The organism is Bifidobacterium sp. N4G05 (assembly GCF_002742445.1).
GTDB lineage: Bacteria > Actinomycetota > Actinomycetes > Actinomycetales > Bifidobacteriaceae > Bifidobacterium > Bifidobacterium hominis.
On the sequence record NZ_NJNQ01000003.1, the window covers coordinates 130019 to 151285 of the forward strand.

Below are 21267 nucleotides of genomic sequence, written 5' to 3' on the forward strand. Positions count from 1 at the left end.
CCGTCATTTGGATTTCAGTCGCGATTGCCAAGGAGTTGGAGAATATACATGAACATGTTCACGAAATCCAAATACAGATTCAGCGCGCAAAGGATGGAAACCTTCTTGACCATTTCGGGGCCTTGGGCGGAATACTGTTCAAGCATCGCGCGGGTGGCTTGGGCGTCGTAGACGGTCATACCAGCGAAAAGCAGAAGGCCGATGGCAGAGACGATCATGAGGGTGGTGTTGCCGGGGGCGAAGATCATGAGAATCACTTCGGCGATGATGAGCACGATGAGACCGACGAAAAGGATGGGGCCGGCCTTGAGCATGTTGATCTTGGTGGTGCGTCCGAACATGGTGAGCGCGAAGAAGAAGCCGGCGCACAATGCGAGGGAAATGCCGATGGTGCCAAGATCGTAGGCCATGAAGATGGTGCTGAGGGTGAAGCCCATGAGCGCCGCATACACGTAGAACATGACGTATGCGGTGGAGACCTTCATTGTATGGATGCGCGCGCCAAGGTAGATGGCAAGCACGATTTCAATGATGGCGGGAGCGAAGATGCCGATGATGCCCGTGGTTTGGATGAGTGCCAGGTATGCGCCGCTCATTTGGGTGATGATGGCGACCACGGCGGTGACGATCAAACCGAGGGTCATGTGCGTGTATGCGCTGTTGACGGAACTGCGTTCGGCCTGCTCGTAGGAATAGGTGGCCTGCACGTTGACCGCGGCGGTACCGTTGGGCGCGTAGGCGTATTGCGGCTGCGCATTGTACTGGTTGTACTGTTGGTTGTACTGGTATTGATTGTTGAAGCCGTTATTCTGGGCGTTGTTACCCTGGGGCTGCTGACCGAATGCCATAATCGCTCCTTTTTGCTCGATTGCGCATCACGATACGGCATTTTCCTGACGATTTCATGAATATTGGCTTAATCTCGTATTTTCTTCAAAGCCCGCATAGGTTTCGCGTTCGACACGGGGAGTGTGCCGGACGCGAAAGACTGGGACATGCCATGTCAGATGGCGAACTTGTGCGTCACTTTGGCGGTGTCGAGTTCCTGACCGTTTTGGAAAACTTTCGGACCTTCCCCCGTCGACGTACCGGTACGCACCAGAATCTGGTGCACCATACCGATGATGGCGTGCGCTAGTTTCGCCTGTCTGGCGCAGGCATCTTTCGCGTCCCAACAGTATGCGCAGGATAGCGCACCTTATTTATGGATGATCCTATGCGCGCTCGTTGCGATTTCTTCGGGCTTGATCCTTCTGTCCCGCAATAGCCACCCGCAGGCAGTGTTCTGGACCGCATGCCTACTGGTGGTGGTGCTCCCCTTCGATTCGCTGATCGTGCTTATGGCATTGACTCCGCTGCTCGCCAGGCGTCAGGATGTCAAGATGACGCTTCGTTCCGTATTGACCGCAGCGGCGGCGACCATCTGGTCCCAGGTGCGCGATGCGTTGCAGTCTGCCGAATTGACCCGCGATTCGCTGTTGCGGTTGATTGGTGACGTTCGCGCCGCGGGCATGCGGATCGACACGTGGATCGATATTCAGCAGTTGGGCCAGTTAGATGATTCCATCAGCATGATCGCGTATCGTGTGGTGCAGGAGGGGCTCACCATGAAGCGTTTTGTCAAGTGCTTTTTTGAGTTATTGACGCAAATTATCGTGAAAGTGCGAAAGTGCAAAGTGCAAAGGGTCTGCGTTTTGCACTTTCAGCTTGCGGGTTCGGGGGGCTACTCCTTCTTGATGAAGTTGTACCATTGAACCGCCCACGCGCCTTGCGCCTAAAACCGCGCTCATGTTGCGCTTGGCGTTCTGCACCGTTCTCTCGGATATTCCGGCTTCGGCTGCGGCTTTTACAATGTCCTCGCTGGCAAGCTCTTTCCCGTCTGCAAGCAGGTCAAGTATCAGCCTTTCAGCCTGTTCGGTTTTGGTGGCGCTGTTGCCGCCCGCGCCGGACAGCAGCTCGTCGGCGGTGATGTCATATTCGCCTACCCACGAAAAGACCGTTTCGGGGTCAAGACAGAACGCCATCGGCTTGCCCTCCGGCGCAAGAGAAGATTTGTCATGCACGATTACCCGGATATTCGGCTCACGCTTCACGCACCCGATCAGCAAGACGCTCCTTGCTGCGGCGCGAAAGTCGATAGAACCTAATCCCCGGTATGCGCTCTGCCCTCCGGCTGATTTGTTTAAGTGTCCAATAAGCACAACGGCGCACCCGGTACACTCCGCAACATCGGCAAGGCGGCGGAACATGGGGCGCACTTCGTTTGCCCGGTTCATGTCGGTTTTTTCGCCCATGTACGCTTGTATGGGGTCAAGGATAATCAGACGCGCCCCGTTCTGTATGATTGCTTTCTCTATGCGCTCGTCGGACAGGGTAAGCTCCCGTTTTGCTTCATCAATCACAAGCACCCGGTCAAGGTCTGCGGCAGCTTCTATCAAGCGGGGCTTGACGGTATCGCCCAAACCGTCCTCGGCGGTCTGATAAATCACTTGAAACGGCTGCATGGGCTTCATGCCCGGAAGCGTCCCGCCAGTGGTGCAGGCAGCGGCAAGGCGCAGCGCAAATGTGGTCTTTCCCTCGCCGGGGTTGCCCTGTACTATGGTTATTTTCCCAAAGGGGATATACGGTTTCCATAGCCATTCGACGGTCTGTGTGTCAACCTCGCTCATGCGGATAATCTCAACGATTTCCTCCTGCGGTGGCTCTTTCAAGCCGTAGACTGCTTCCCGCAAAAACTTTCCGTCTGTGATTTCCGCCCGGTGCTGCAACACCTCGTTCCAATCCTTGAAAAGAGGGATAAGCCGGTGAACGGCGCAGCCCTCCGGCATGAGCTTCACGAGGCGGCTGCAAGCGTCGTTTCCGGCTTCGTCGCTGTCAAGGCAGAGATAAACGGTCTTGATGGCCGGCGGTTGGGCTGCGCCTTTTCTCCTGCCAGCAGTTCAACGGCTTCGGTGAAGCTCTTGCCGAAAACTCCATGACAAAATCAACGGGGCCGCCGCCTTTGCTTTGGCTGTGGCGATACCATTTGTTTCCCCGGACGGTCAGGCTGTCGTGCCGCGTCCAGCGGTATTCCTGTCCGGCGCGGGTAAGCTGCTCGCCCTGTGATTGCAGGAACAAAACAAGGTCAGCTTAGTTCGCCCGGTCTATCTGTTCTTGGGTGTAATACATAAGTTTTGATACCTCGCTTTCTATGGTTGAATTGTTCATAGTTTTGATGTAGAACGAAACCGAAAAATCGGAAGTTAGTGAGGTGTCGGATTGTGAATGAAAGAGAAAGAATTATTCACTTATGGTTTGAAATGTGGCTTACAAAACAGGATTTAGGTATTGATAATATTTTTGCAGAAGATGTAATTTATACTGAAAGTTGGAGTCCAAAATATAATAACCGTCAAATCGTAAAGCACTGGTTTCAGGAATGGAATACCCGTGGCAAAGTCGTTGCTTGGGAAATCAAACAATTTTTCCACAAAGGAAATCAGACGATTGTGGAGTGGTATTTCAAAAATGAAATGAACAATGGGAGCATAGAGGAATTTGATGGAATTTCCCTGGTTGAATGGACAAAGGATAATAAAATAAAATCATTGAAAGAGTTTGGTTGCAATTTGAATAATTATAATCCTTATGAGCATAGTGACTTGCCCGAATTTAGGGACGAAAGAGCAAGTTGGTTTTAATATTAGGAATCAATAGCGTCCATTTTATCGGAAAACATTTAGGACGGACAGGCAAAGCAATGCGCGTAGACATGCGCTTGGAACGCCGGTGACGTTGCAGGTCAATGCGAATCCTTCACAAGGAGTGCATGTGCATGTCAGCAATCCGACGATATCGCAATCTCATCCCGATACGGCAAATCCAAGGAAGGGGGCTGGACTTCCCAGTTTGGCGGAACGTGTTCGGAGAGCTGGTGGAGCATGCCAATATGGTTTTGACCAACATAACGTCTTCCACCTTGATGTGCGACTACCATGGGTTGGGTGAGCACCGAGCGTAACCATGACGAGCAGCCGATCACCGTCGGCGTGATTGATGATGATCCGATGATCTGCCAGATGATGCGTTTGATTTTGGAGGATTATTCCTCCGGACGCATCAGCGCTGTGTTCACCTGCACCAGCAACAGACTCAGTCCCGACGTGACGAAGCACGCGCCATGCTCGACGCTTTGCCGGAGCGCGAACGTGAAGCGGTCATCCTCGCGGCCGAAGGATTCGCAAATGCAGAAATCAGTGAAAGAATGTTCATTTCCGAACGCACGGTCAAAGCGCATCTTTCATCAGCCGCAGACAAACTCTACATGGGCCGCGTGCAAATGGCCCGCCTAGTGGAACGCGCCAACCTGCCGCCACGACTATGACATCACACACTCGTACACTTGAACACAGAGCAACGCAACGAGGGGGAACGCCATGTCAATCAACGCAACGGAAAAACCATTAGGCAAGATTTTCACTTCGGATTACCGATTCGTCATCCCATCATTCCAACGCGCGTACACCTGGCAAACAGAAAACATCGCGCAACTGGTCACCGATCTGCAGGACGCATGCCACGACCCGGACACGCCGTATTTCCTCGGATCGCTGATCCTCGTCCATGATGGACAAACCAAATACCAAGTCATCGATGGACAGCAACGCCTCATCTCACTTTCCATCATCATTTCCGTACTACGAGAACTGGAAGATGACCCCGAACTCATCGAAAGCCTCAACGACCTCATCGTCGAACCAGGAGACAAACTACGCGGTATCAAAGCCGAGCCGCGCCTCAAACTACGCGAACGCGACACCAATTTCTTCCGCATGTACGTGCAGGAAGGAGATCTGGAGGGACTGTTCGACCTGCGCGACAACGACATCGAATCGCACGCGCAACGCAACATCGCCATCAACACCAGACAAGTATTCGACGAACTCGCGAAAATGCCAACCCAAGACCGCCGCGCATTCGCCTCATATCTCGTCAACGAAGTCACCCTCGTCATCGTAACCACCGACGATCTCGCCGGCGCACACCGTATTTTCGACGTCATGAACATGCGCGGGGTGCCCCTCACCGCATCCGACGTATTCAAAGCAAGAACCATTGCGGAAATCTCCCCAGTCGCACGCAACGCCTATGCCTCCCGCTGGGACGACATCATGGATCCGCTCGGCGATGACGCACAAACACTCGAAGCGTTCTTCAGCGACATCCACCTCATCATCTCGCATAAAGCCGTCTGCACGCAACTGCTTGAGGAATTCCGCAAAGACGTACTCAAACCGTACGTCAAGAAACAGAACGTCATCTCCTTCATCGACGATCTGCTAGCCCCCTACGCCAACGCCTGGCGCATCATCGGCCACCCGACCGACGCCAACCTGCCAGATGACATCATCGGTCAACTCGTCGCACTCAACGACTACCAGACCACCGACTGGAAACCGGTGGCCATGTGGGCGCTCGTCAACTCCATCCGCAACCTCGGCAACCCCGGCACACGCATATTCTCTACTCCAGGCACACACGCGCCAACAGCCACACGCACCTCGAAAAAAGACCTCGAAGAACCACAGCTGCACGACCTCGAGCGACTCCACGACGTACTCGCGGCCCTGGAACGCGCAACCGGCGTAGATAGTCTCAACAGACAAACCCCACTCAGCCGCCGCACACGCTCAGCCAGCACCATCCGCGACCTCGACAAAAACCACACCATCCAACAAATCCGAGGACTGCTCATCACCGACGAAGACCGCCGCAGCGCGCTCGCCCACCTGCGTGGCGAGTTGCAGACCAGTCCCGCCATGAAGAAACTGCTGCTGGTGCGTGCCAACGAGCAACGAGCCGGGCATCGTATCATCCGCCCACGTAGCCTCAATGCTTTGCCGATTATGCCAGAGCAGGTAGCTTCTGATTCATCGTTCGCCACATGGCCTGAAGCGACGCGCGACCATTGGGCCAACCGCATCGGCAATCTTGCGCTCAGCCAGGCCAACGACAAGCAGATCGCAGAATTGGCCTCTTATGAGGACCGTCGTGACCGCATGCTGCTGTCCCCGAGTTCCAAACGGTTCCCACTCACCGCGGAACTGGCCGATATCGCGGACTGCACGCCTCAAACCCTGCAGTATCGGCAGGATGAGGCCGTTCGTCTGATCGCCGACTATTGGAATATCCGTTATGATGCCGAACGCAATGATCTGTCCACGTTCAGCGAGGAATCGTTGAGGGTTAAGGATACGTCCACCTCGCCTACGTCCAAACGTGTGTCCATCACGCAGGTGCTTGAGGCAGGTCTGCTTATTCCTGGCGAAACGCTGGTGTGGGATCGGCCTCGCAAGGGCGAACGTTGGGTAGTGACCGTCACCGCGGAAGGCAAGCTGCGCATGGATGACGGCAACGAATATTCCACGCCGACCGCGGCCGCACGCGCCGTCGGCGGCAGTTCGGCGGGATTGACCGTGTGGAAGCGCACGTCGAACGGCCAAAAGCTCAGCGATGTGTGGAAGACCTATCGTCTGCGCACACGCTAAGAGTGGTATCCGTTGGTCGCTTGCGTGGGTGCCATTGGCCAGCGGTCATTTACTGACGGTCGCTTATTGGCAGGCCAGCCATTCGACGGCAAGCTTCGTTCGATTCGTGATGTTGGTTTTCGCGAGAATGTCGCTGATGCGATTGCGTACCGTACCTTCGCTTAAGAACAGTTTCGCGGCGATCTCCCGATTATCGTAGCCTTCGGCGACCAGTTGCAGCACGTCGCGCTCCCGTTCGGTGAGATTCGTGAAACGGCCCGGAAACTGAGCCACTTCGCTCTTATGCGCTTGTGAAACGTCGTTCCGTGCTGGACTGGTATTGCCGACGTGCAGTTTCTGCAACACCTGTGTCCCCATGACGACCTGCCCTGCCATCACCGACTGCACTGCGGGAATTACCGATGAGACATCCTGTTTGATCAGATAGCCTTTGGTGCCGATTTCCAGCGCTTTGGCGATATACGACTCGTCCGCGAATGTGGTGAGGATCAGGATTTTCGCATTCGGATGGGCGTCGATGATCTTGCGTGACGCAGTGAGCCCATCCATGACCGGCATCTGCACGTCGATCAGGAGCACGTCCGGATTATCGTCTTCATATCGGTCCACCGCGGTTTCGCCATCGCAGGCCGTCCATGCGATGTCGGCGGTGCCTGTCGCCTTGAGGATCGTGGACAGCGACGAGCATACGATCGGATCATCATCGACGATTGCGACTCGCGTCATACGTTCTCCTTCGTTGCCATATGCGTTGCCGTGCTATTGTCCGTTTTGGGAATGGACACAAACACCCGCCACCCTTCATGATAAGGGCCGCACACCGCTGTGCCACCGAGGGCGCGCGCACGTTCCTCGATATCGGCCAATCCAATGCCTGTATCTCCTTGCATCGCCTCCTTGCGAACGGCACTGCGGAACTGGTGGATGCGGACGGAAGTCTCCCCCATCATGCTGGCGTCTCTTTCCTGGGAGCCATCGCTCCACAAGGCCCCGTCATCCTGTATACGCAACTGCCATAGCGCAGGAAAATCACGCAAAACGATATCGACGTTGCGCGCCATACTGTGACGGATCGTATTGTTCAACGCCTCACGAATCGTCGTGGCGAAACAGCGTGACACCGCGGCCGGAGCCGCATCAATGCCGTTGCTCAACATGACCTTCACTCCACTGGAACCATCAAAACCATGTGCGGAGGCTTCGATCTGCGCCACGAAATCCGTGCCTTCGTCCTTCAGATCATGCACCGCGCCTCGCACCAATGTCATCGCCTCGCCCACAGTGTCGCGAATCTGCGCGAATCCTTGAGCCGCCTGTTCCTGTCCGGAAATCTGCGCCACCACCTGCGACGCTTCGGACTGCATGATGGCGCGGGTGAGCATATGACCGACGTTGTCGTGGATTTCCCGTGCTATGCGCGTACGTTCCGCAAGCGTGGCCGCACGTACCGAGGCGGCGCGATCCTCCTCGCTTTCCGCCAATTGCGAGCGCAACCGACGTATCTGGTCGCGTCTGGAATCTTGGAGTCTCTTGTTTTGCCATGCAAGTTCGATGTTGCGGGCGCATAGCATGCCGACCGCGAATCCTAATATCATGTGCAGGATCAGCAGCGCGGCGACCATTGGAGAGTTTTCGTTCGTGCTTGCACCGTGGCAACGAAGCATCGACGCCACGGCAGGAGCGAGCCATGCCCATCGCACGACAATCCGTATGATTCTCGGCAAGATGTGGTGCGGTCTTGATGCTTGCTGACGTTGGATAGCGTATTGCCGGTCGGCGTCATGTGAGGCTGCAGGCAACATGGCTACATTGTATGCGGCGATCGGCACCATCGCGCACCATGAAGGCATGATGCAGGCGCCGCAGTCCAACACCAGCAATAGGGCAGCGTTCCATACCGACGAGCGTGCATACTCCCCCACTGAGGCGCAGCAGATGGCCAGTAACGCTCCACATACCAGTTCGGCTGACGCATCTCCTGTCATATATAGATTCGCAATCAACGCGAACGCCAGGAAAATGGCTTGGAACATCAATCGCAACATGCCATCCTCCATTGTCGCCGCCCAACGTGGTCACGTCTTATCAGCGTAGTGCACGATGCCGTCGTTACCGTCCCGCTTTGCCTCGAAGATGACATTTGTCACCTTTTGCCCGTTCGTCTCGCATCGTATTTCATGACTGCAAACACTGTGTTGTTCCTCTTTCATCGGAGAGAATGGAATCATCATCGAACAACGGCCGCCATCGTCGGTGGAACATGTGAGTAAGGAGTTGCTATGAGCGGGCATATGGAACGCGGTACTGATGAGCGTTTCGGTAGCGCGGTCAAGGTGTCGAAGCTGGTCAAACGGTATGGGGATATGCTTGCGCTTGACTATTTCGACCTTGACGTGCGTGAAGGTGAGATTTTCGGTTTGCTTGGCCCGAATGGTTCAGGCAAGACCACTGCGATTAATTGCATTCTCGCATTGCTTACGTTCGATGAGGGTACGGTGCGCGTGTTCGGCGAACCGATAGGCCCGACCAGTTATGCGCTGAAACGTCGCATTGGCATTGTGCCTCAGAATGTTGCCGTGTTCAACGAGCTGACCGTTGAGGAGAATATCGATTATTTCTGCTCATTGTATGTTCCCGACAGGGCTCGTCGCCATGCGATGGTTGAGGATGCGCTGGATTTCGTGGGCTTGCGCGATTACCGCAAGTTCCGTCCGTCGAAACTGTCGGGAGGTTTGCTTCGTCGATTGAACATCGCATGCGGTGTGGCGCATAAGCCGGATCTGATTTTCTTCGACGAGCCGACCGTTGCCGTCGACCCGCAGAGCCGCAATGCGATTCTGGAAGGCATTCAGCGGCTTAACCGCGAAGGCGCGACGGTGATTTACACGAGCCACTACATGGAGGAGGTCGAACAGATCTGCGACCGCATTCTCATCATGGACCACGGCAGGCATCTGGCATTGGGCACTGCCGACGAGTTGAAGACGATGATCGACACCGGCGAACGTATCAGCGTGGAAACCGATGACTTGGGCGGTACTCACGATGAGTCCGGCATAAGGAAGACGTTGGAAGAGCTGAGAGCGCTGCCATGTGTGGTCGGCGCCGATTATGACGGTCACGAATTGACGGTGCGTTGCCGCAGAGGCGACCACAATCTTCTTGACGTGCTGACGTTGCTGAAAACCAACGGCACGAATATCGGGCATCTTTCCTCTCGGCAGCCGACGCTGAACGACGTGTTCCTCGAGCTGACCGGCACCGCGTTGCGCGACTAGTGGAAACCATAATCTGAAAGGTTTGGCATTATGCTGCAGACACTGCTGGTCAATCTGAAACTTCATTTCAGGGAAAAGTCGTCACTGTTCTGGCTGTTCGCTTTTCCCATCATTCTGGCGACCATGTTCAACGGCATGTTCGGCAATATCGCAGAAAGTTACGAATTGCACACGATCGATGTCGTCGTGGTCGACAATGACGATTGGCGTGCCTCCCCTGGCGCGCAAACGTTGGTTGACGGCATTTCGTCCGGCTCCGACGGCGATCATGAAAAGGCCGATAGTGGTGATGGTGCCATGCCAAAGCTCATCACGGCTACGAAAACCAGCTCAGTGCAGGCCGCGAATCAGCTGCTTTCCGACGGGAAGGCGCAAGGCGCGCTATCCGTCGACGGCGAAGGGAAACTGCAGTTGGCCATTTCACAGGCCACGCAATCGTCCGTCACGGATGTGATGGCATCAAGCAGCGGCTTGGACATTTCCCTGACGGTATTGGGCAATATCGTGGACTTGTACAATCGCAACACCGACGTGGTGGTCAATGCCGTGCAGCATAATCCGTCGGCTTTGCTGGATGACGCATTCACCGGCAGTATCGGATCGTCAAGCGGGTTCACGAAAGAAATCCAGTTGACGAATTTCAAACCGAGCAGCACCGCACGCTACTATTACGCGCTGCTTGGCATGGTTGCGATGATGGCCATGAATTTAGCCGTGAACGTGGTATCGATGGCGCAGGCGAATCTTTCGACGCTTGGCATCCGACGTTCCGTCGCTCCCCTGCCGAAATTGCAGCAGTTACTTGCCGGTTTTCTTTCCAGCTGGATCTGCTCGTTCCTAAGTCTGACCGTGGACATGCTGTACATCCGTTTCGGTTGTCAGATCTCCCTTGGCGGCCGTGAATGGGCAGGTTTGTGCGCATGTTTGATGGCATCGTTCGCCACGAGCGCGTTTGGCACATTAATCGGCGCATTGCCGGGTATTCCCGCAGGCGCCAAGCAGGGATTGTGCACGGCTCTGGCTTGCATTCTTTCACTGTTTTCCGGTTTGTATGGTTCGTTCGCCATGGCTCTGAGCGATCAGATAGCGCAGCACGCGCCCATATTGAGCACATTGAATCCGGCACAGCAGGTAACGAACCTGTTCTACGACATTCTGTATTACGACAGTTTCCGGCCGTTCCTCACCACGGTGGGCGTGCTGGCTGCAATGAGCCTGGTCTGCCTTGCTGTGGCGACCGTTCTGTTGAGGAGGCAGCGCTATGAACACCTGTAAAGCCGCGATGCGCATTCTCAAGGCGCGCAAATTGTATGTGATCATCTATTTGGTGCTGATCGGCACGATGATGTTCTCAATCAGCTGGCAGATCATGCGAGGCTCCTCAACTGCCGGAGCGTCGACGTATGAGCCGAAATCAGCCCGCATCGCAGTGATCGACCGTGATAATAACGCTGACCATGTGGCGGAATCGTTGCGTTCCTATCTCGCCTTGGATGGTGAGATGGTCGACATTGACGACGATTCCGTATCATTGCAGCAGGCTGTCGCATCGAATTATGTTGATTTGATTGCGATTGTTCCAGAAGGTTTCGCCGAGCACTATTTACAGTACGCGGACGGTGGCACGGATGCGCAGCCAACCATCGATACCGTGGTCAGCTATGCTTCCGGAGCTGGATCCCTGGCCCAGCTGGAAGTCAACGAATTCCTTTCTTTGACGCGTACCTCCTATCTTGGTCTGCCGCAATCGCAACGCGAACTCGGCACCGCCATGACAACGGTGTTGGATGTTGCCAACGACGATACGAAACAATCACATATCGCCGTGGTGTCTTCGTCTTCCGAAGATGAAAGCATAGTCAAACCGGGTGCGTCGGCATTCGCGGGCACGATCAAAACCGGCCTGTATCCACTGCTGCTGGTCATGCCGATATGCACGTTCCTGGTGGTCAGCACGTTCAACGACAGCGAGATCAGGCGCAGACTCTACTCGTCGCCCGCACGCACGGTATCGTTGGAAGCACAGCAAATGTTGACATGCGGAGCGTTCGGCCTGCTGGTATGCGTGGCCTACACTGCGGTGACGTTCCTGCTGATGATGTTGGCCGGAGTCTCCTTTGACGGGCTCACCATCATAAATGTCGGACTGGCATTCGTGTCGCTGCTGACTTACACGTTCATGGCGATCGCATGCGGCTTTCTGCTGGGATCGACAGGCTTCAACGAAATGGCGACGAATGGCTTCGTCAACGTGTTCGCTCTGCTGGTCATGTTCACCTCCGGCATGTCATTTCCTACGGACATGATGCCGGATCCCATGATCACCATCGGCAAGCTGTTGCCTGGATGGTGGTTCTGCACGTCAATCGATCAGGTGTTCGGCATTGGCACCGCAGCATCCACCGGCGTGAATATCGGCCTATGGGCATCATCCATTGGCTTGGTGGCACTGTTCGGAGTGACTTTTATCTGTCTTGGCCTCACTTTTGGACGCATCCGACGTACAAGGCCAACACTCGCCTCCCCCGCTACCACACAACTCGCCAAATAACATAGGCGATCACATATGTCTTCAGCATTGCGCTGATCACGCACCCCGTCGGCCTACCGCAAAAACGCGTTTATCTGCGCATGCTTCTGCGGTAGGCCGATGGCGTAACATGCATATATCGTTGAAACACTCGCGCAAAAAACGACGAACGTGAGAATCCCACCCGCACCGCAATCTCCGCAACCGGCAATTGCGTGGTCGCCAGCAATTCAGCGCCAGCGCGAACGCGCACATCATTCACAAACTCAATCGGCGACTGCCCAACCATGTCGTGAAACAACACCGCGCATTGCGTGCGTCCCACACACCCCGCAGCAGCAATCTGCGCCAACGTAACCCGTTGATGATAATGCTGTTGCACATAATCAATCATGCTGCGCAGCGCGGCAATTTTCGCCTCATCAACGCCACCAACACGAGAACCATCCCCTTCTCGTTCCTCCGCAAACGCCGTCAATGCTCGTACCATGGCATAGAAACAACTCAGTACAGTCAACGATTCACTATCGGACCACAGCTTTCTATACAGCATGTCAACCGGTTCGGATGAAACGAATTCAGAAGAAACCAGACCAGACAACGCCGGATGTTCGTTGCATGTCGAACAGCCGAATTTCGCGCGATGGATTCGTCTGATGCCGTCAACCAACGCATTACCATATTCGCTGTCGGTATCGAACACGATATATGGCATTGATGAATCCGCCAGAATCGGCGCTATGAATCGTTCGTATACCGCATTGGGCGCGCCCATTCGCGTGGGATTGAGCAATGTGCATGAGAATTCACATTCCGCATTGTCTTTGGTGAAACCGTAATGCAGTTGTCGCGAGTTAACGAATATGCCTTGCCCCTCATCGAGGCGGATTGTTTCGCCATTCACGAAATACCACATATGGCCGCGCATAATGTAAGTGAATTCGAAATCGATATGCCAATGGCATTCCGCACGCATGTTCGGATATTGGCTCAATAACGAATGCTCGGTGAATGAGAAGAACATCGGAGCGTCGTATTGCACCATTTCCGCACCATTGGGCAAACGTCCCCATCCAGTGATCGGCATGCATACACAAGAAACGTTCAAACCGCCTGTTGCCGCGCTTTCTGCTTGCGTCACGGTCATATCGCATGCCATATCATTCACCACTGTATTCCACCATTTCGGTAAATAATGCAAATTCTGGGAACGATAATACAGGCAGATACTGTGTTGCCGGGCAATCATGCCATTGAATGATATGCGTAAGACCATTATTGACCAGAAGGGGCGTGCGGCATGCTATCGCACGACTCATAACACAGGAGCATTACCATGGCAGATACTGCAAAGCAGTCAGCGGCAGATGAGTGGGAGCGCATGCTCTCCGGTGAACTGTATGTGGCCGATAGTCCACAACAGCATGACGCGAATATGCGCAAACGTCGCTTGGTGCAGGCCATCAACACATCCAAGTACGACGCGTTCAAGGAACGTGACGAGCTGTTTCACGAATTGTTCGGTGCCTTTGGAGAAGGCGGATTCGTAGAGCCACCGTTCAATTGCGATTATGGATGCAACACGTTCATCGGCAAGAATTTCTATGCCAATATGGATTGCATTTTCCTTGATGTGGCACGCATCACCATCGGCGACCGCGTTTTTTTCGGACCTCGCGTGGGCCTGTACACGCCGTATCATCCGATTGATGCGGCCGTACGTTCCTCCGGGCCGGAAGGTGCACGCCCGATCACCATCGGCAATGATGTCTGGTTCGGCGGCAATGTGGTGGTCGGCCCCGGCATTACCATCGGTGACGATGTGGTGATCGGCGCGGGATCGGTAGTGGTCAAGGATATTCCTTCGCATTCGGTGGCAGTCGGCAATCCATGTCACGTGATCCGTGAGATCACCGATGCCGACCGCGAATATTGGGAAGGCAAGGCAGCGGAATATCGCGCTTGGAAGGGTTCGATTCAGTAAATCGTTAGTTCACGCACCGCAATTTCACTCGGGTGCGGGCATTGGCTATCATCGACCACACCCCATCAATGTATTTCTCGTACATTTCCTACACGCACCAACCATTCTCACATCATCATGCAATCTTCCATCACTTGGCGCGAGTTTCTTCGACAGACGTTGACGCTCGCCCTGCCCATCGCGTTTCAACAACTAATGCTGGCGCTGTCATCGTGCGCCGACACTCTTATGCTGACGAACGTTGGTCAAAATGAGCTGTCGGCAGTGTCTCTTGCCACACAGTTCCAGTTCATTTTCAGTTTGTGTCTTGCCGCGCTCACGCTTGGCATGAGTATTCTGGTGGCCCAGTATTGGGGTGCGGGCAACACGAATGCCGTCGAACGTGTATTGGCGTTCATCATGCTGTATGCCGGCGGATTGTCGCTGGTGTTTTTCGCATTGACGCTACTCATTCCGGAAACGTTGATGTCGATTATGACGAACGACATAACGCTGATTGCTACCGGCTCACAGTATTTGCGGGTTTCGTCGGTTTCGTACCTGTTCATCGGTTTGTCTCAGATGTATTTGTGCCTGATGAAGAATGTGGGTGCGGCGGTCACCGGAATGACGATAAGCACGGTTGGCGTGATCGTGCATGTTGCGCTGAACGCGGTGCTGATCTATGGTTGGTTCGGTTTACCTGCATTAGGTATTTTCGGCGCGGCGATTTCCACGGTGATTTCCCGAGCTATCGAACTGGTGTGGTCTGTGCTTGTAGCCAGCCGCAATGGTCGCCCACATTTGCGGTTGTCGATGATGCTGCATCCGGATGTGGCGTTGCAGAAGGATTTTTGGAAGTATAGTCTGCCCGTGCTGGGCAATGAGCTGGTTTGGGGTTGCGGTTTCACCATGTACACCGTGATTATGGGTCATCTTGGTACGGATGCGGTGGCGGCCAATTCCATTGCGAATATCGTCAAGGATTTGTTGGTCTGTTTGAGTCTTGGCCTTGGCAATGCGGGCGGCATTCTTGTCGGTAATCTGCTTGGCCGCAATGCTTTCGATCAGGCGAAGGTTATGGGCGATAGGCTCTGTGTACTGGTGGCGGCAGTTGGCGTTGGAACCGGCCTGTTGATTATCGCGGTACGTCCTTTGGCGTTGCAGTGGGCGGGATTGACGCCGCAGGCCACGCATTATCTGTCGGTTATGCTGTTCATCTGCGCCTATTATGCTGCATGCGGGTGCATGACGAATCTGACTATCGCCGGCATTTTCCCTGCCGGAGGCGATTCCCGGTTCGGACTTGTCTGCGATGCGATCGTTATGTGGCTGATTGTCGTACCGGTCGGTCTGTTGGCGGCTTTCGTGTGGAAGCTGCCGGTATTGGCGGTCTATGCTTTGCTGAATACCGATGAATGCCTCAAGATGATCCCTGCTTTGCTGCATTATCGGAAGTATCGTTGGGTCAACAATGTGACGCGACAAACCGATTCCGCCACAGTATCAAACGCATGAACAATCCGACATCAACAAAGCCCGTGTCATACTGCATTGCGCAGTGCGACACGGGCTTTGTCACTTGCCGATCTCAATCATTTGATATTTATTTCATGAGATTGCGCAGCACGTACTGGAGGATGCCTCCGTTGCGGTAGTAGTCAGCCTCGCCAGGAGTGTCGATGCGCACGACCGCATCGAATTCGGTCGTGGAACCGTCACCATGGGTGGCAGTGACATGAACCGTCTTCGGAGTGACGCCATCGTTAAGCCCTTCAACACCAGAAATATCGTATGTTTCAGTGCCATCAAGACCAAGGCTCTCATAGGATTCGCCTGCGGGGAACTGCAACGGCAGCACGCCCATGCCGATCAGGTTTGAACGGTGGATACGTTCAAAGCTTTCGGTGATGACGGCTTTGACACCCAGCATGACGGTTCCCTTGGCGGCCCAATCACGAGATGAGCCGGTACCGTATTCCTTGCCTGCGAGCACCACCAACGGTACATCATGTTCGATGTAGTCACGGGACGCCTCGAAAATCGTGGCCGGCTTCTGGTCAAGGAAATCATACGTAAAGCCGCCAGGAGTGACCTCCTCGCCTACAGATGCAAGCAGCTGGTTGCGCAGTCGGATATTGCCGAACGTGCCACGTACCATGACCTCATGGTTGCCTCGACGGGAACCATAGGAGTTGAAGTTCTTCGGTTCGACGCCGCGGTCGGTCAGGTATTTGCCAGCAGGACTGGAAGCTTTGAACGCGCCGGCCGGAGAAATATGGTCGGTGGTCACGGAATCACCGAGCAGCGCGAGCACGCGGGCGCCATGAATGTCTTCGACGGGGTCCGGAGTGGCCTTCATGCCATCGAAGAACGTCTGCTTACGCACGTAGGTGGAATCCTCATTCCATGCGAACAGTTCGCCTTCCGGAACGTCAAGTCCTTTCCAACGACGGTCGCCTTCGAATACGGAAGCGTAATCCTTCAGGAACATCTCACGGCTGACGGTACCATCCACCACGGAGGCGACTTCGCTATTGGTTGGCCAGATATCCTTCAGATACACATCATTGCCGTCCGAATCCTTGCCAAGCGGCTGGGTTTCAAAATCGAAATCCATGGTGCCTGCGAGCGCATAGGCGATGACGAGCGGCGGGGATGCCAGGTAGTTCATCTTGACGTCCGGGCTGATGCGGCCTTCGAAGTTGCGGTTGCCTGACAGCACTGAGGTGACGGTCAGATCGTTGGCGTTGATGGCTTCGGAGATTTCCGGCAGTAGCGGGCCGGAGTTGCCGATGCAGGTGGCGCAGCCGAAACCGACCAGCTGGTAACCGAGCGCGTCGAGATCGTCTTGCAAGCCAGCCGCCTTAAGATAGTCGGCCACAACCTGGGAGCCCGGTGCGAGCGAGGTCTTGACCCACGGCTTGGGCTTCAAACCCTTGGCATGCGCGTTGCGTGCAATCAGGCCGGCGGCGATCATCACGGACGGATTGGATGTGTTCGTGCACGAGGTGATGGATGCGATTGCCACATCACCGTTGGTGATGTCGAAGTCGCCGCGGAAGTCGGTGGAAACAGCAACCGGCTCCTGCACGGTCTTGTCTGTTTCGTACGCGAGCAATGTTTCGGCGAATTTCGCTTTGGATTCAGACAGTTTGATGCGATCCTGCGGGCGCTTCGGGCCTGCGATCGACGGCACGACAGTACCGAGGTCGAGTTCCAGGTATTCGGAATACTGCGGTTCGACGTAGTTCGGATCGGTGGTGTCGCCCCACAGCTTGTTCGCCTTGGCATACGCTTCGACCAATGCGATCTGGTCTTCGGAACGGCCGGTCAAGCGCAGATAGTCGAGAGTGACGCCGTCGATCGGGAAAATGCCACAGGTGGAGCCGAATTCCGGCCCCATGTTGCCGATGGTGGCACGATTGGCCAGCGGCACCGAGGCGATGCCATCACCGTAGAATTCCACGAATTTGCCGACCACACCATGCTGACGAAGCATGTCAGTGATGGTCAGCACCACGTCGGTGGCGGTGACGCCTTCAGGAATGGAACCGGTAAGCTTGAAACCGACAACACGCGGCACCAGCATGGAGATCGGCTGTCCAAGCATGGCCGCTTCGGCTTCAATGCCGCCAACGCCCCAGCCGAGCACGCCCAAGCCATTGACGGTGGTGGTGTGCGAGTCGGTGCCCACGCAGGAATCAAGGTAGGCAAGAGTCTTGCCACTGTTTTCTTCGACCTTGGTCATGATGACCTTGGCGAGATATTCGATATTGACCTGGTGGATGATGCCTGTTCCCGGCGGTACCACGCGGAAGTTCTTGAATGCCTGCTGGCCCCAACGCAGGAACTGGTAACGTTCGCCGTTGCGCTGGTATTCGATATCCATGTTTTGTTCGACCGCGTCGGCGATGCCGTACTTGTCGATCTGTACGGAATGGTCGATGACCATGTCGGACTGCACCTGCGGGTTGATGACCTCCGGGTCTCCCCCAAGATCCTTGACCGCATCACGCATGGTGGCAAGATCCACAATGCAGGGCACGCCGGTGAAATCCTGCATGACCACACGGGACGGGGTGAACTGGATCTCATGGCTCGGCTGTGCAGCCGGATCCCAATCCAACAGTGCCTTGACATGATCATCCGTGATGTTGGCGCCATCGATGTTACGTACCAGATTCTCGACGAGAACCTTCAACGAATACGGCAGATGATCGATGCCCGGCAGATCTGCGATGCGGTAATATTCATAATCCTCGCCGTTCACCTTCAAGGTGTCGAGCTGGTCGTCGCGCACAGACATGCTACCTCCGAGCTTCTTGGCTGTATAACACAGCTGATTATTCGTTGCCTACGATACAGCCAAGTTAATTCAGCTCTGGCGTGTCTTCTTAAAGTATGGGAAAATACTCGGAATTTTCGGTACCAAACGCAAACATACCAAGAACACGAGCGCCGAAAGCGCCATTGCCACCGTCGTCGCAGCCAGCATCTGCCCGGTCGGCACCACCAGCGCAAAGAAATTCGCCACCGGTTTTACAAACATGCCCCCGAATCCAATTGAGGCAAAGGCCAATACCAATATGCCACGCCACGAATGCAACGGCCTTGCCACACGCGCAAGCACAAACACTCCCATCATGAGCAGAATAATCGCGTTGACTCCACGCAGCATCGCCAACTGCGCACCCGAATCCTGCACATTCCACTTCATGAATATCGGCAGCAGCCACGACGTGGACAAAATCGACAATCCAACAGCCACACCGCAGGGCACAGCAAAATGCAGCACACGTTTCAGGAATCCTGGAATATAACGACGCGTGTTCGGAGCCAACGCAAGAATGAATGCCGGCACACCAATCGTCAATCCGCCCACATATGTGATGTGGCGAGGCAGATACGGAAATGGTATCTGCGTCAACACCACGCCCAACGAAATCAGTGCGGAATACACGGTTTTCACGAGGAATAGGCTTGCCACACGTTCCATATTGGCCATGACCTGACGCCCTCGCGCCACTACATCGGGCAGATGTGAAAATTTCGAATCGACAAGCACCACCTGCGCCACGGCCTTGGTGGCGGGAGCAGCATTGCCCATCGCAATACCCAGATCGGCCTCTTTGATGGCGAGCGCGTCGTTCACGCCGTCGCCGGTCATCGCCACCACATGCTCACCCGCATGCAATGCCTCCACGATCGCCTTTTTCTGATCGGGCAGCACACGCCCAAGCACATCCACGTTTTCCAGTACTTGTGCCAGTTCCGCAATGTCGGCAGGCAATTCACGCGCGTCCATGAATCGTGGTTCATGGACGCCGGTCAGATGCACTTTTCTTGCGATTGCGCCAACGGTTACAGGATTGTCACCGGAGATGACGCGACAACGCACACCCTGTTCACGGAACCATGCAAGCGTTTCTTCGGCATCGGCGCGAATATGTTCGGAACAGCACACCAATGCGACAGGGCACGATGCCGGATTGAGTTTTGGATTGGTTTCGTAATCGTCGGGCGCTGCACCGTCGATTCGCGCGACCAGTAGCACACGGTTGCCGTCGTTGGCGAAATCATTGACCTGCTTGAGTATGTCGGCATGGTCGCCATCGATTTGGGAAAGAATGACTTCCGGCGCACCCATCGTCCATACTGCATTGCCGTCATAGATCGAACTCCACTTGCGCGCCGACGAGAACGGTACTCGTGCCTCGACAGTGCCGTCCGCAAATCCCTGTTCCCGTAGTCCAGACAGAATCGCCTGTCCTGTACCATTGGGCTGTCCTTCGTTCGATAGGTCGAATAGAGCCTGTTTGACGTCATGCTCATTCACGTTGCCGCACATAGTGCCGGCGCTTCGAATATCCAGCAATTCCACGGAATCAAGTCGGATGGTGCCGTCGGTGACAGTACCGGTTTTGTCAAGGTTCAGGCAATCCACACGAGCGAGAGTCTCCACGGATTCCAGCTCCTGCACCAGCGTGTTCTTACGTGCCAAACGAATGGCTGCGAGCGCGAAATTCAGCGAGGTGAGCAGCACCAGGCCTTCAGGGATCATACCGACCACACCGGCCACTGCGGAAATGACTGCGGAACGCCATTCACCGGTTGAGATGGCCGCATTCCAGCCGCCAACAGTGCGTACCTGCGACCAGATGAGCAGCACACAGAGCGGCACCACCAGGAAGGTCATGAATTTCAGAATCGTATTGATGCCCTTGTTTAGGTCGGATACGGTTTTCTTGTAGACCTTTGCCTGTGCGGTAAGTTTGGCTGCGTAGCTGTGTTCCCCGGTGGCGGTGACTTTCACCAATGCCATGCCGGAGATGGCGGTGGATCCGGAGAAAATGTCGCAGCCTTCGCCTTTGCGTACGGTCCGTGATTCGCCGGTGAGCATGGATTCGTCCAGTTCCAGTCCCCAAGTGTGCACGATCTGTGCGTCCGCGGGTACCTGTTCGCCGGAGCGGATCCACATGAGATCACCGAGCACGATATCGTTGTGTGGTACTTCAACGTCTTTGCCGTCGCGATGCACAAGGTAATCGGAGGCCACCAGAATCGATAGTTTGTCAAGCGTACGTTTGGCTTTCAGTTCGGTGCAGATGCCGATGCCGGTATTGATGATGATGATCAGACCGAACACCGCGTCTTTCCACGAACCGGTGATCAGTACCATGACCATGGCGGCGAAAATGATGCCGTTGAACAGGGTGAACACGTTGGCTCGCACGATGTCGACAAGAGATCGCGAAGTCGATGCTTTGACTGTGTTATCCAGTCCGCTTTTTTTGAGGGTGATCACTTCGCCTTGTGTTAGCCCCGTCTCTTCGATGGGAGGCATTGTTCGACTTTCGCTCATAATTGCCAGACTACCGTCACAGTCCCGTTTTCTGGTCAACTTCTTGTGAAACACAGGTAAAAATCAGGGAATTTTCAGGGTACTCGCCGAGCACTGATTTGGCA

15 protein-coding genes and 1 pseudogene are annotated in these 21267 nt (G+C 54.9%); 9 read left to right on the forward strand and 7 right to left on the reverse strand.

Annotated features, from left to right (window positions below; translation table 11 throughout):
* Positions 1 to 14 precede the first annotated feature (14 nt).
* Complete coding sequence (locus CE153_RS03775) at positions 15 to 848, reverse strand: Bax inhibitor-1/YccA family protein (RefSeq protein ID WP_099595166.1); 834 nt, start codon at positions 846 to 848, stop codon at positions 15 to 17.
* Between the two features lie 276 nt (positions 849 to 1124).
* Here CE153_RS03775 and CE153_RS09160 point away from each other — a divergent pair, with 276 nt between their 5' ends.
* Entirely contained in the window at positions 1125 to 1754 is a 630-nt protein-coding gene (locus CE153_RS09160) for a hypothetical protein (RefSeq protein ID WP_236824453.1), read from the forward strand.
* Here CE153_RS09160 and CE153_RS03785 read toward each other — a convergent pair.
* A complete protein-coding gene (locus CE153_RS03785; protein ID WP_442861966.1) occupies positions 1638 to 2900 on the reverse strand; it encodes an AAA family ATPase in 1263 nt (420 codons plus the stop codon). The genes CE153_RS09160 and CE153_RS03785 overlap by 117 nt on opposite strands.
* Positions 2901 to 3260: 360 nt before the next feature.
* On the opposite strand from CE153_RS03785, the gene CE153_RS03790 reads away from it, so the two are divergent.
* From CE153_RS03790 to CE153_RS03805, 3 genes and pseudogenes are all read left to right on the forward strand, one after another.
* Positions 3261 to 3680 carry a nuclear transport factor 2 family protein gene (locus tag CE153_RS03790; protein ID WP_099571277.1) on the forward strand — a complete coding sequence of 140 codons (420 nt, stop codon included), beginning with the start codon at positions 3261 to 3263 and terminating at the stop codon, positions 3678 to 3680.
* Positions 3681 to 4126: 446 nt separating this feature from the next.
* Positions 4127 to 4363, forward strand: a pseudogene (locus tag CE153_RS09165) (response regulator transcription factor); the annotation flags it as partial.
* 52 nt (positions 4364 to 4415) lie between these two features.
* Positions 4416 to 6527, forward strand: coding sequence for a GmrSD restriction endonuclease domain-containing protein (locus CE153_RS03805; protein WP_099595167.1), 2112 nt, complete (start codon positions 4416 to 4418; stop codon positions 6525 to 6527).
* Positions 6528 to 6590: 63 nt separating this feature from the next.
* On the opposite strand, the gene CE153_RS03810 is transcribed toward CE153_RS03805, so the two are convergent.
* Together CE153_RS03810 and CE153_RS03815 are read right to left on the reverse strand one after the other, a co-directional pair.
* Positions 6591 to 7253 (reverse strand): response regulator transcription factor, encoded by a 663-nt coding sequence (locus tag CE153_RS03810; protein WP_099595168.1) that lies wholly within the window; start codon positions 7251 to 7253, stop codon positions 6591 to 6593.
* A complete protein-coding gene (locus CE153_RS03815; RefSeq protein ID WP_099595169.1) occupies positions 7250 to 8572 on the reverse strand; it encodes a sensor histidine kinase in 1323 nt (440 codons plus the stop codon). The genes CE153_RS03810 and CE153_RS03815 overlap by 4 nt, the downstream gene beginning before the upstream one ends.
* Positions 8573 to 8806: 234 nt before the next feature.
* Here CE153_RS03815 and CE153_RS03820 point away from each other — a divergent pair, with 234 nt between their 5' ends.
* Genes CE153_RS03820 through CE153_RS03830 form a run of 3 tightly spaced genes read left to right on the forward strand, consistent with a single transcriptional unit; the run spans position 8807 to position 12356 of the window.
* Positions 8807 to 9805 carry an ABC transporter ATP-binding protein gene (locus tag CE153_RS03820; RefSeq protein ID WP_099595170.1) on the forward strand — a complete coding sequence of 333 codons (999 nt, stop codon included), beginning with the start codon at positions 8807 to 8809 and terminating at the stop codon, positions 9803 to 9805.
* Between the two features lie 30 nt (positions 9806 to 9835).
* Positions 9836 to 11080: an ABC transporter permease gene (locus CE153_RS03825; protein WP_099595171.1), complete on the forward strand. Its 1245-nt coding sequence runs from the start codon at positions 9836 to 9838 to the stop codon at positions 11078 to 11080.
* Complete coding sequence (locus CE153_RS03830; RefSeq protein WP_099595172.1) at positions 11067 to 12356, forward strand: ABC transporter permease; 1290 nt, start codon at positions 11067 to 11069, stop codon at positions 12354 to 12356. Before CE153_RS03825 ends, CE153_RS03830 begins: the two co-directional genes overlap by 14 nt.
* A gap of 70 nt (positions 12357 to 12426) precedes the next feature.
* Here CE153_RS03830 and CE153_RS03835 read toward each other — a convergent pair whose 3' ends face one another.
* Positions 12427 to 13482, reverse strand: coding sequence for a helix-turn-helix domain-containing protein (locus CE153_RS03835; protein ID WP_442861964.1), 1056 nt, complete (start codon positions 13480 to 13482; stop codon positions 12427 to 12429).
* Between the two features lie 189 nt (positions 13483 to 13671).
* Between CE153_RS03835 and CE153_RS03840 the strand changes: the two genes are divergently transcribed.
* Both CE153_RS03840 and CE153_RS03845 read left to right on the forward strand, forming a co-directional pair.
* Positions 13672 to 14319 carry a sugar O-acetyltransferase gene (locus CE153_RS03840; protein ID WP_099595173.1) on the forward strand — a complete coding sequence of 216 codons (648 nt, stop codon included), beginning with the start codon at positions 13672 to 13674 and terminating at the stop codon, positions 14317 to 14319.
* Between the two features lie 117 nt (positions 14320 to 14436).
* Positions 14437 to 15816, forward strand: a complete 1380-nt coding sequence (locus CE153_RS03845) for an MATE family efflux transporter (protein WP_099595174.1) — start codon at positions 14437 to 14439, stop codon at positions 15814 to 15816.
* 88 nt (positions 15817 to 15904) lie between these two features.
* On the opposite strand, the gene acnA is transcribed toward CE153_RS03845, so the two are convergent.
* Both acnA and CE153_RS03855 read right to left on the reverse strand, forming a co-directional pair.
* Positions 15905 to 18607 (reverse strand): aconitate hydratase AcnA, encoded by a 2703-nt coding sequence (gene acnA / locus CE153_RS03850; protein ID WP_099595175.1) that lies wholly within the window; start codon positions 18605 to 18607, stop codon positions 15905 to 15907.
* A 69-nt stretch (positions 18608 to 18676) separates the two neighbouring features.
* Entirely contained in the window at positions 18677 to 21163 is a 2487-nt protein-coding gene (locus CE153_RS03855) for an HAD-IC family P-type ATPase (RefSeq protein WP_099595176.1), read from the reverse strand.
* Positions 21164 to 21267: the final 104 nt, after the last annotated feature.

Bases quoted from the DNA above. Each gene is read 5' to 3' on its own strand.
- CE153_RS03840 (WP_099595173.1), top strand. From the start codon at position 13,672: ATGGCAGATACTGCAAAGCAGTCAGCGGCAGATGAGTGGGAGCGCATG.
- CE153_RS03810 (WP_099595168.1), bottom strand. From the start codon at position 7,253: ATGACGCGAGTCGCAATCGTCGATGATGATCCGATCGTATGCTCGTCG.
- CE153_RS03815 (WP_099595169.1), bottom strand. From the start codon at position 8,572: ATGTTGCGATTGATGTTCCAAGCCATTTTCCTGGCGTTCGCGTTGATT.
- CE153_RS03820 (WP_099595170.1), top strand. From the start codon at position 8,807: ATGAGCGGGCATATGGAACGCGGTACTGATGAGCGTTTCGGTAGCGCG.
- CE153_RS03775 (WP_099595166.1), bottom strand. From the start codon at position 848: ATGGCATTCGGTCAGCAGCCCCAGGGTAACAACGCCCAGAATAACGGC.
- acnA (WP_099595175.1), bottom strand. From the start codon at position 18,607: ATGTCTGTGCGCGACGACCAGCTCGACACCTTGAAGGTGAACGGCGAG.
- CE153_RS03835 (WP_442861964.1), bottom strand. From the start codon at position 13,482: ATGACCGTGACGCAAGCAGAAAGCGCGGCAACAGGCGGTTTGAACGTT.
- CE153_RS03845 (WP_099595174.1), top strand. From the start codon at position 14,437: ATGCAATCTTCCATCACTTGGCGCGAGTTTCTTCGACAGACGTTGACG.
- CE153_RS09160 (WP_236824453.1), top strand. From the start codon at position 1,125: ATGGCGTGCGCTAGTTTCGCCTGTCTGGCGCAGGCATCTTTCGCGTCC.
- CE153_RS03825 (WP_099595171.1), top strand. From the start codon at position 9,836: ATGCTGCAGACACTGCTGGTCAATCTGAAACTTCATTTCAGGGAAAAG.
- CE153_RS03855 (WP_099595176.1), bottom strand. From the start codon at position 21,163: ATGAGCGAAAGTCGAACAATGCCTCCCATCGAAGAGACGGGGCTAACA.
- CE153_RS03830 (WP_099595172.1), top strand. From the start codon at position 11,067: ATGAACACCTGTAAAGCCGCGATGCGCATTCTCAAGGCGCGCAAATTG.
- CE153_RS03805 (WP_099595167.1), top strand. From the start codon at position 4,416: ATGTCAATCAACGCAACGGAAAAACCATTAGGCAAGATTTTCACTTCG.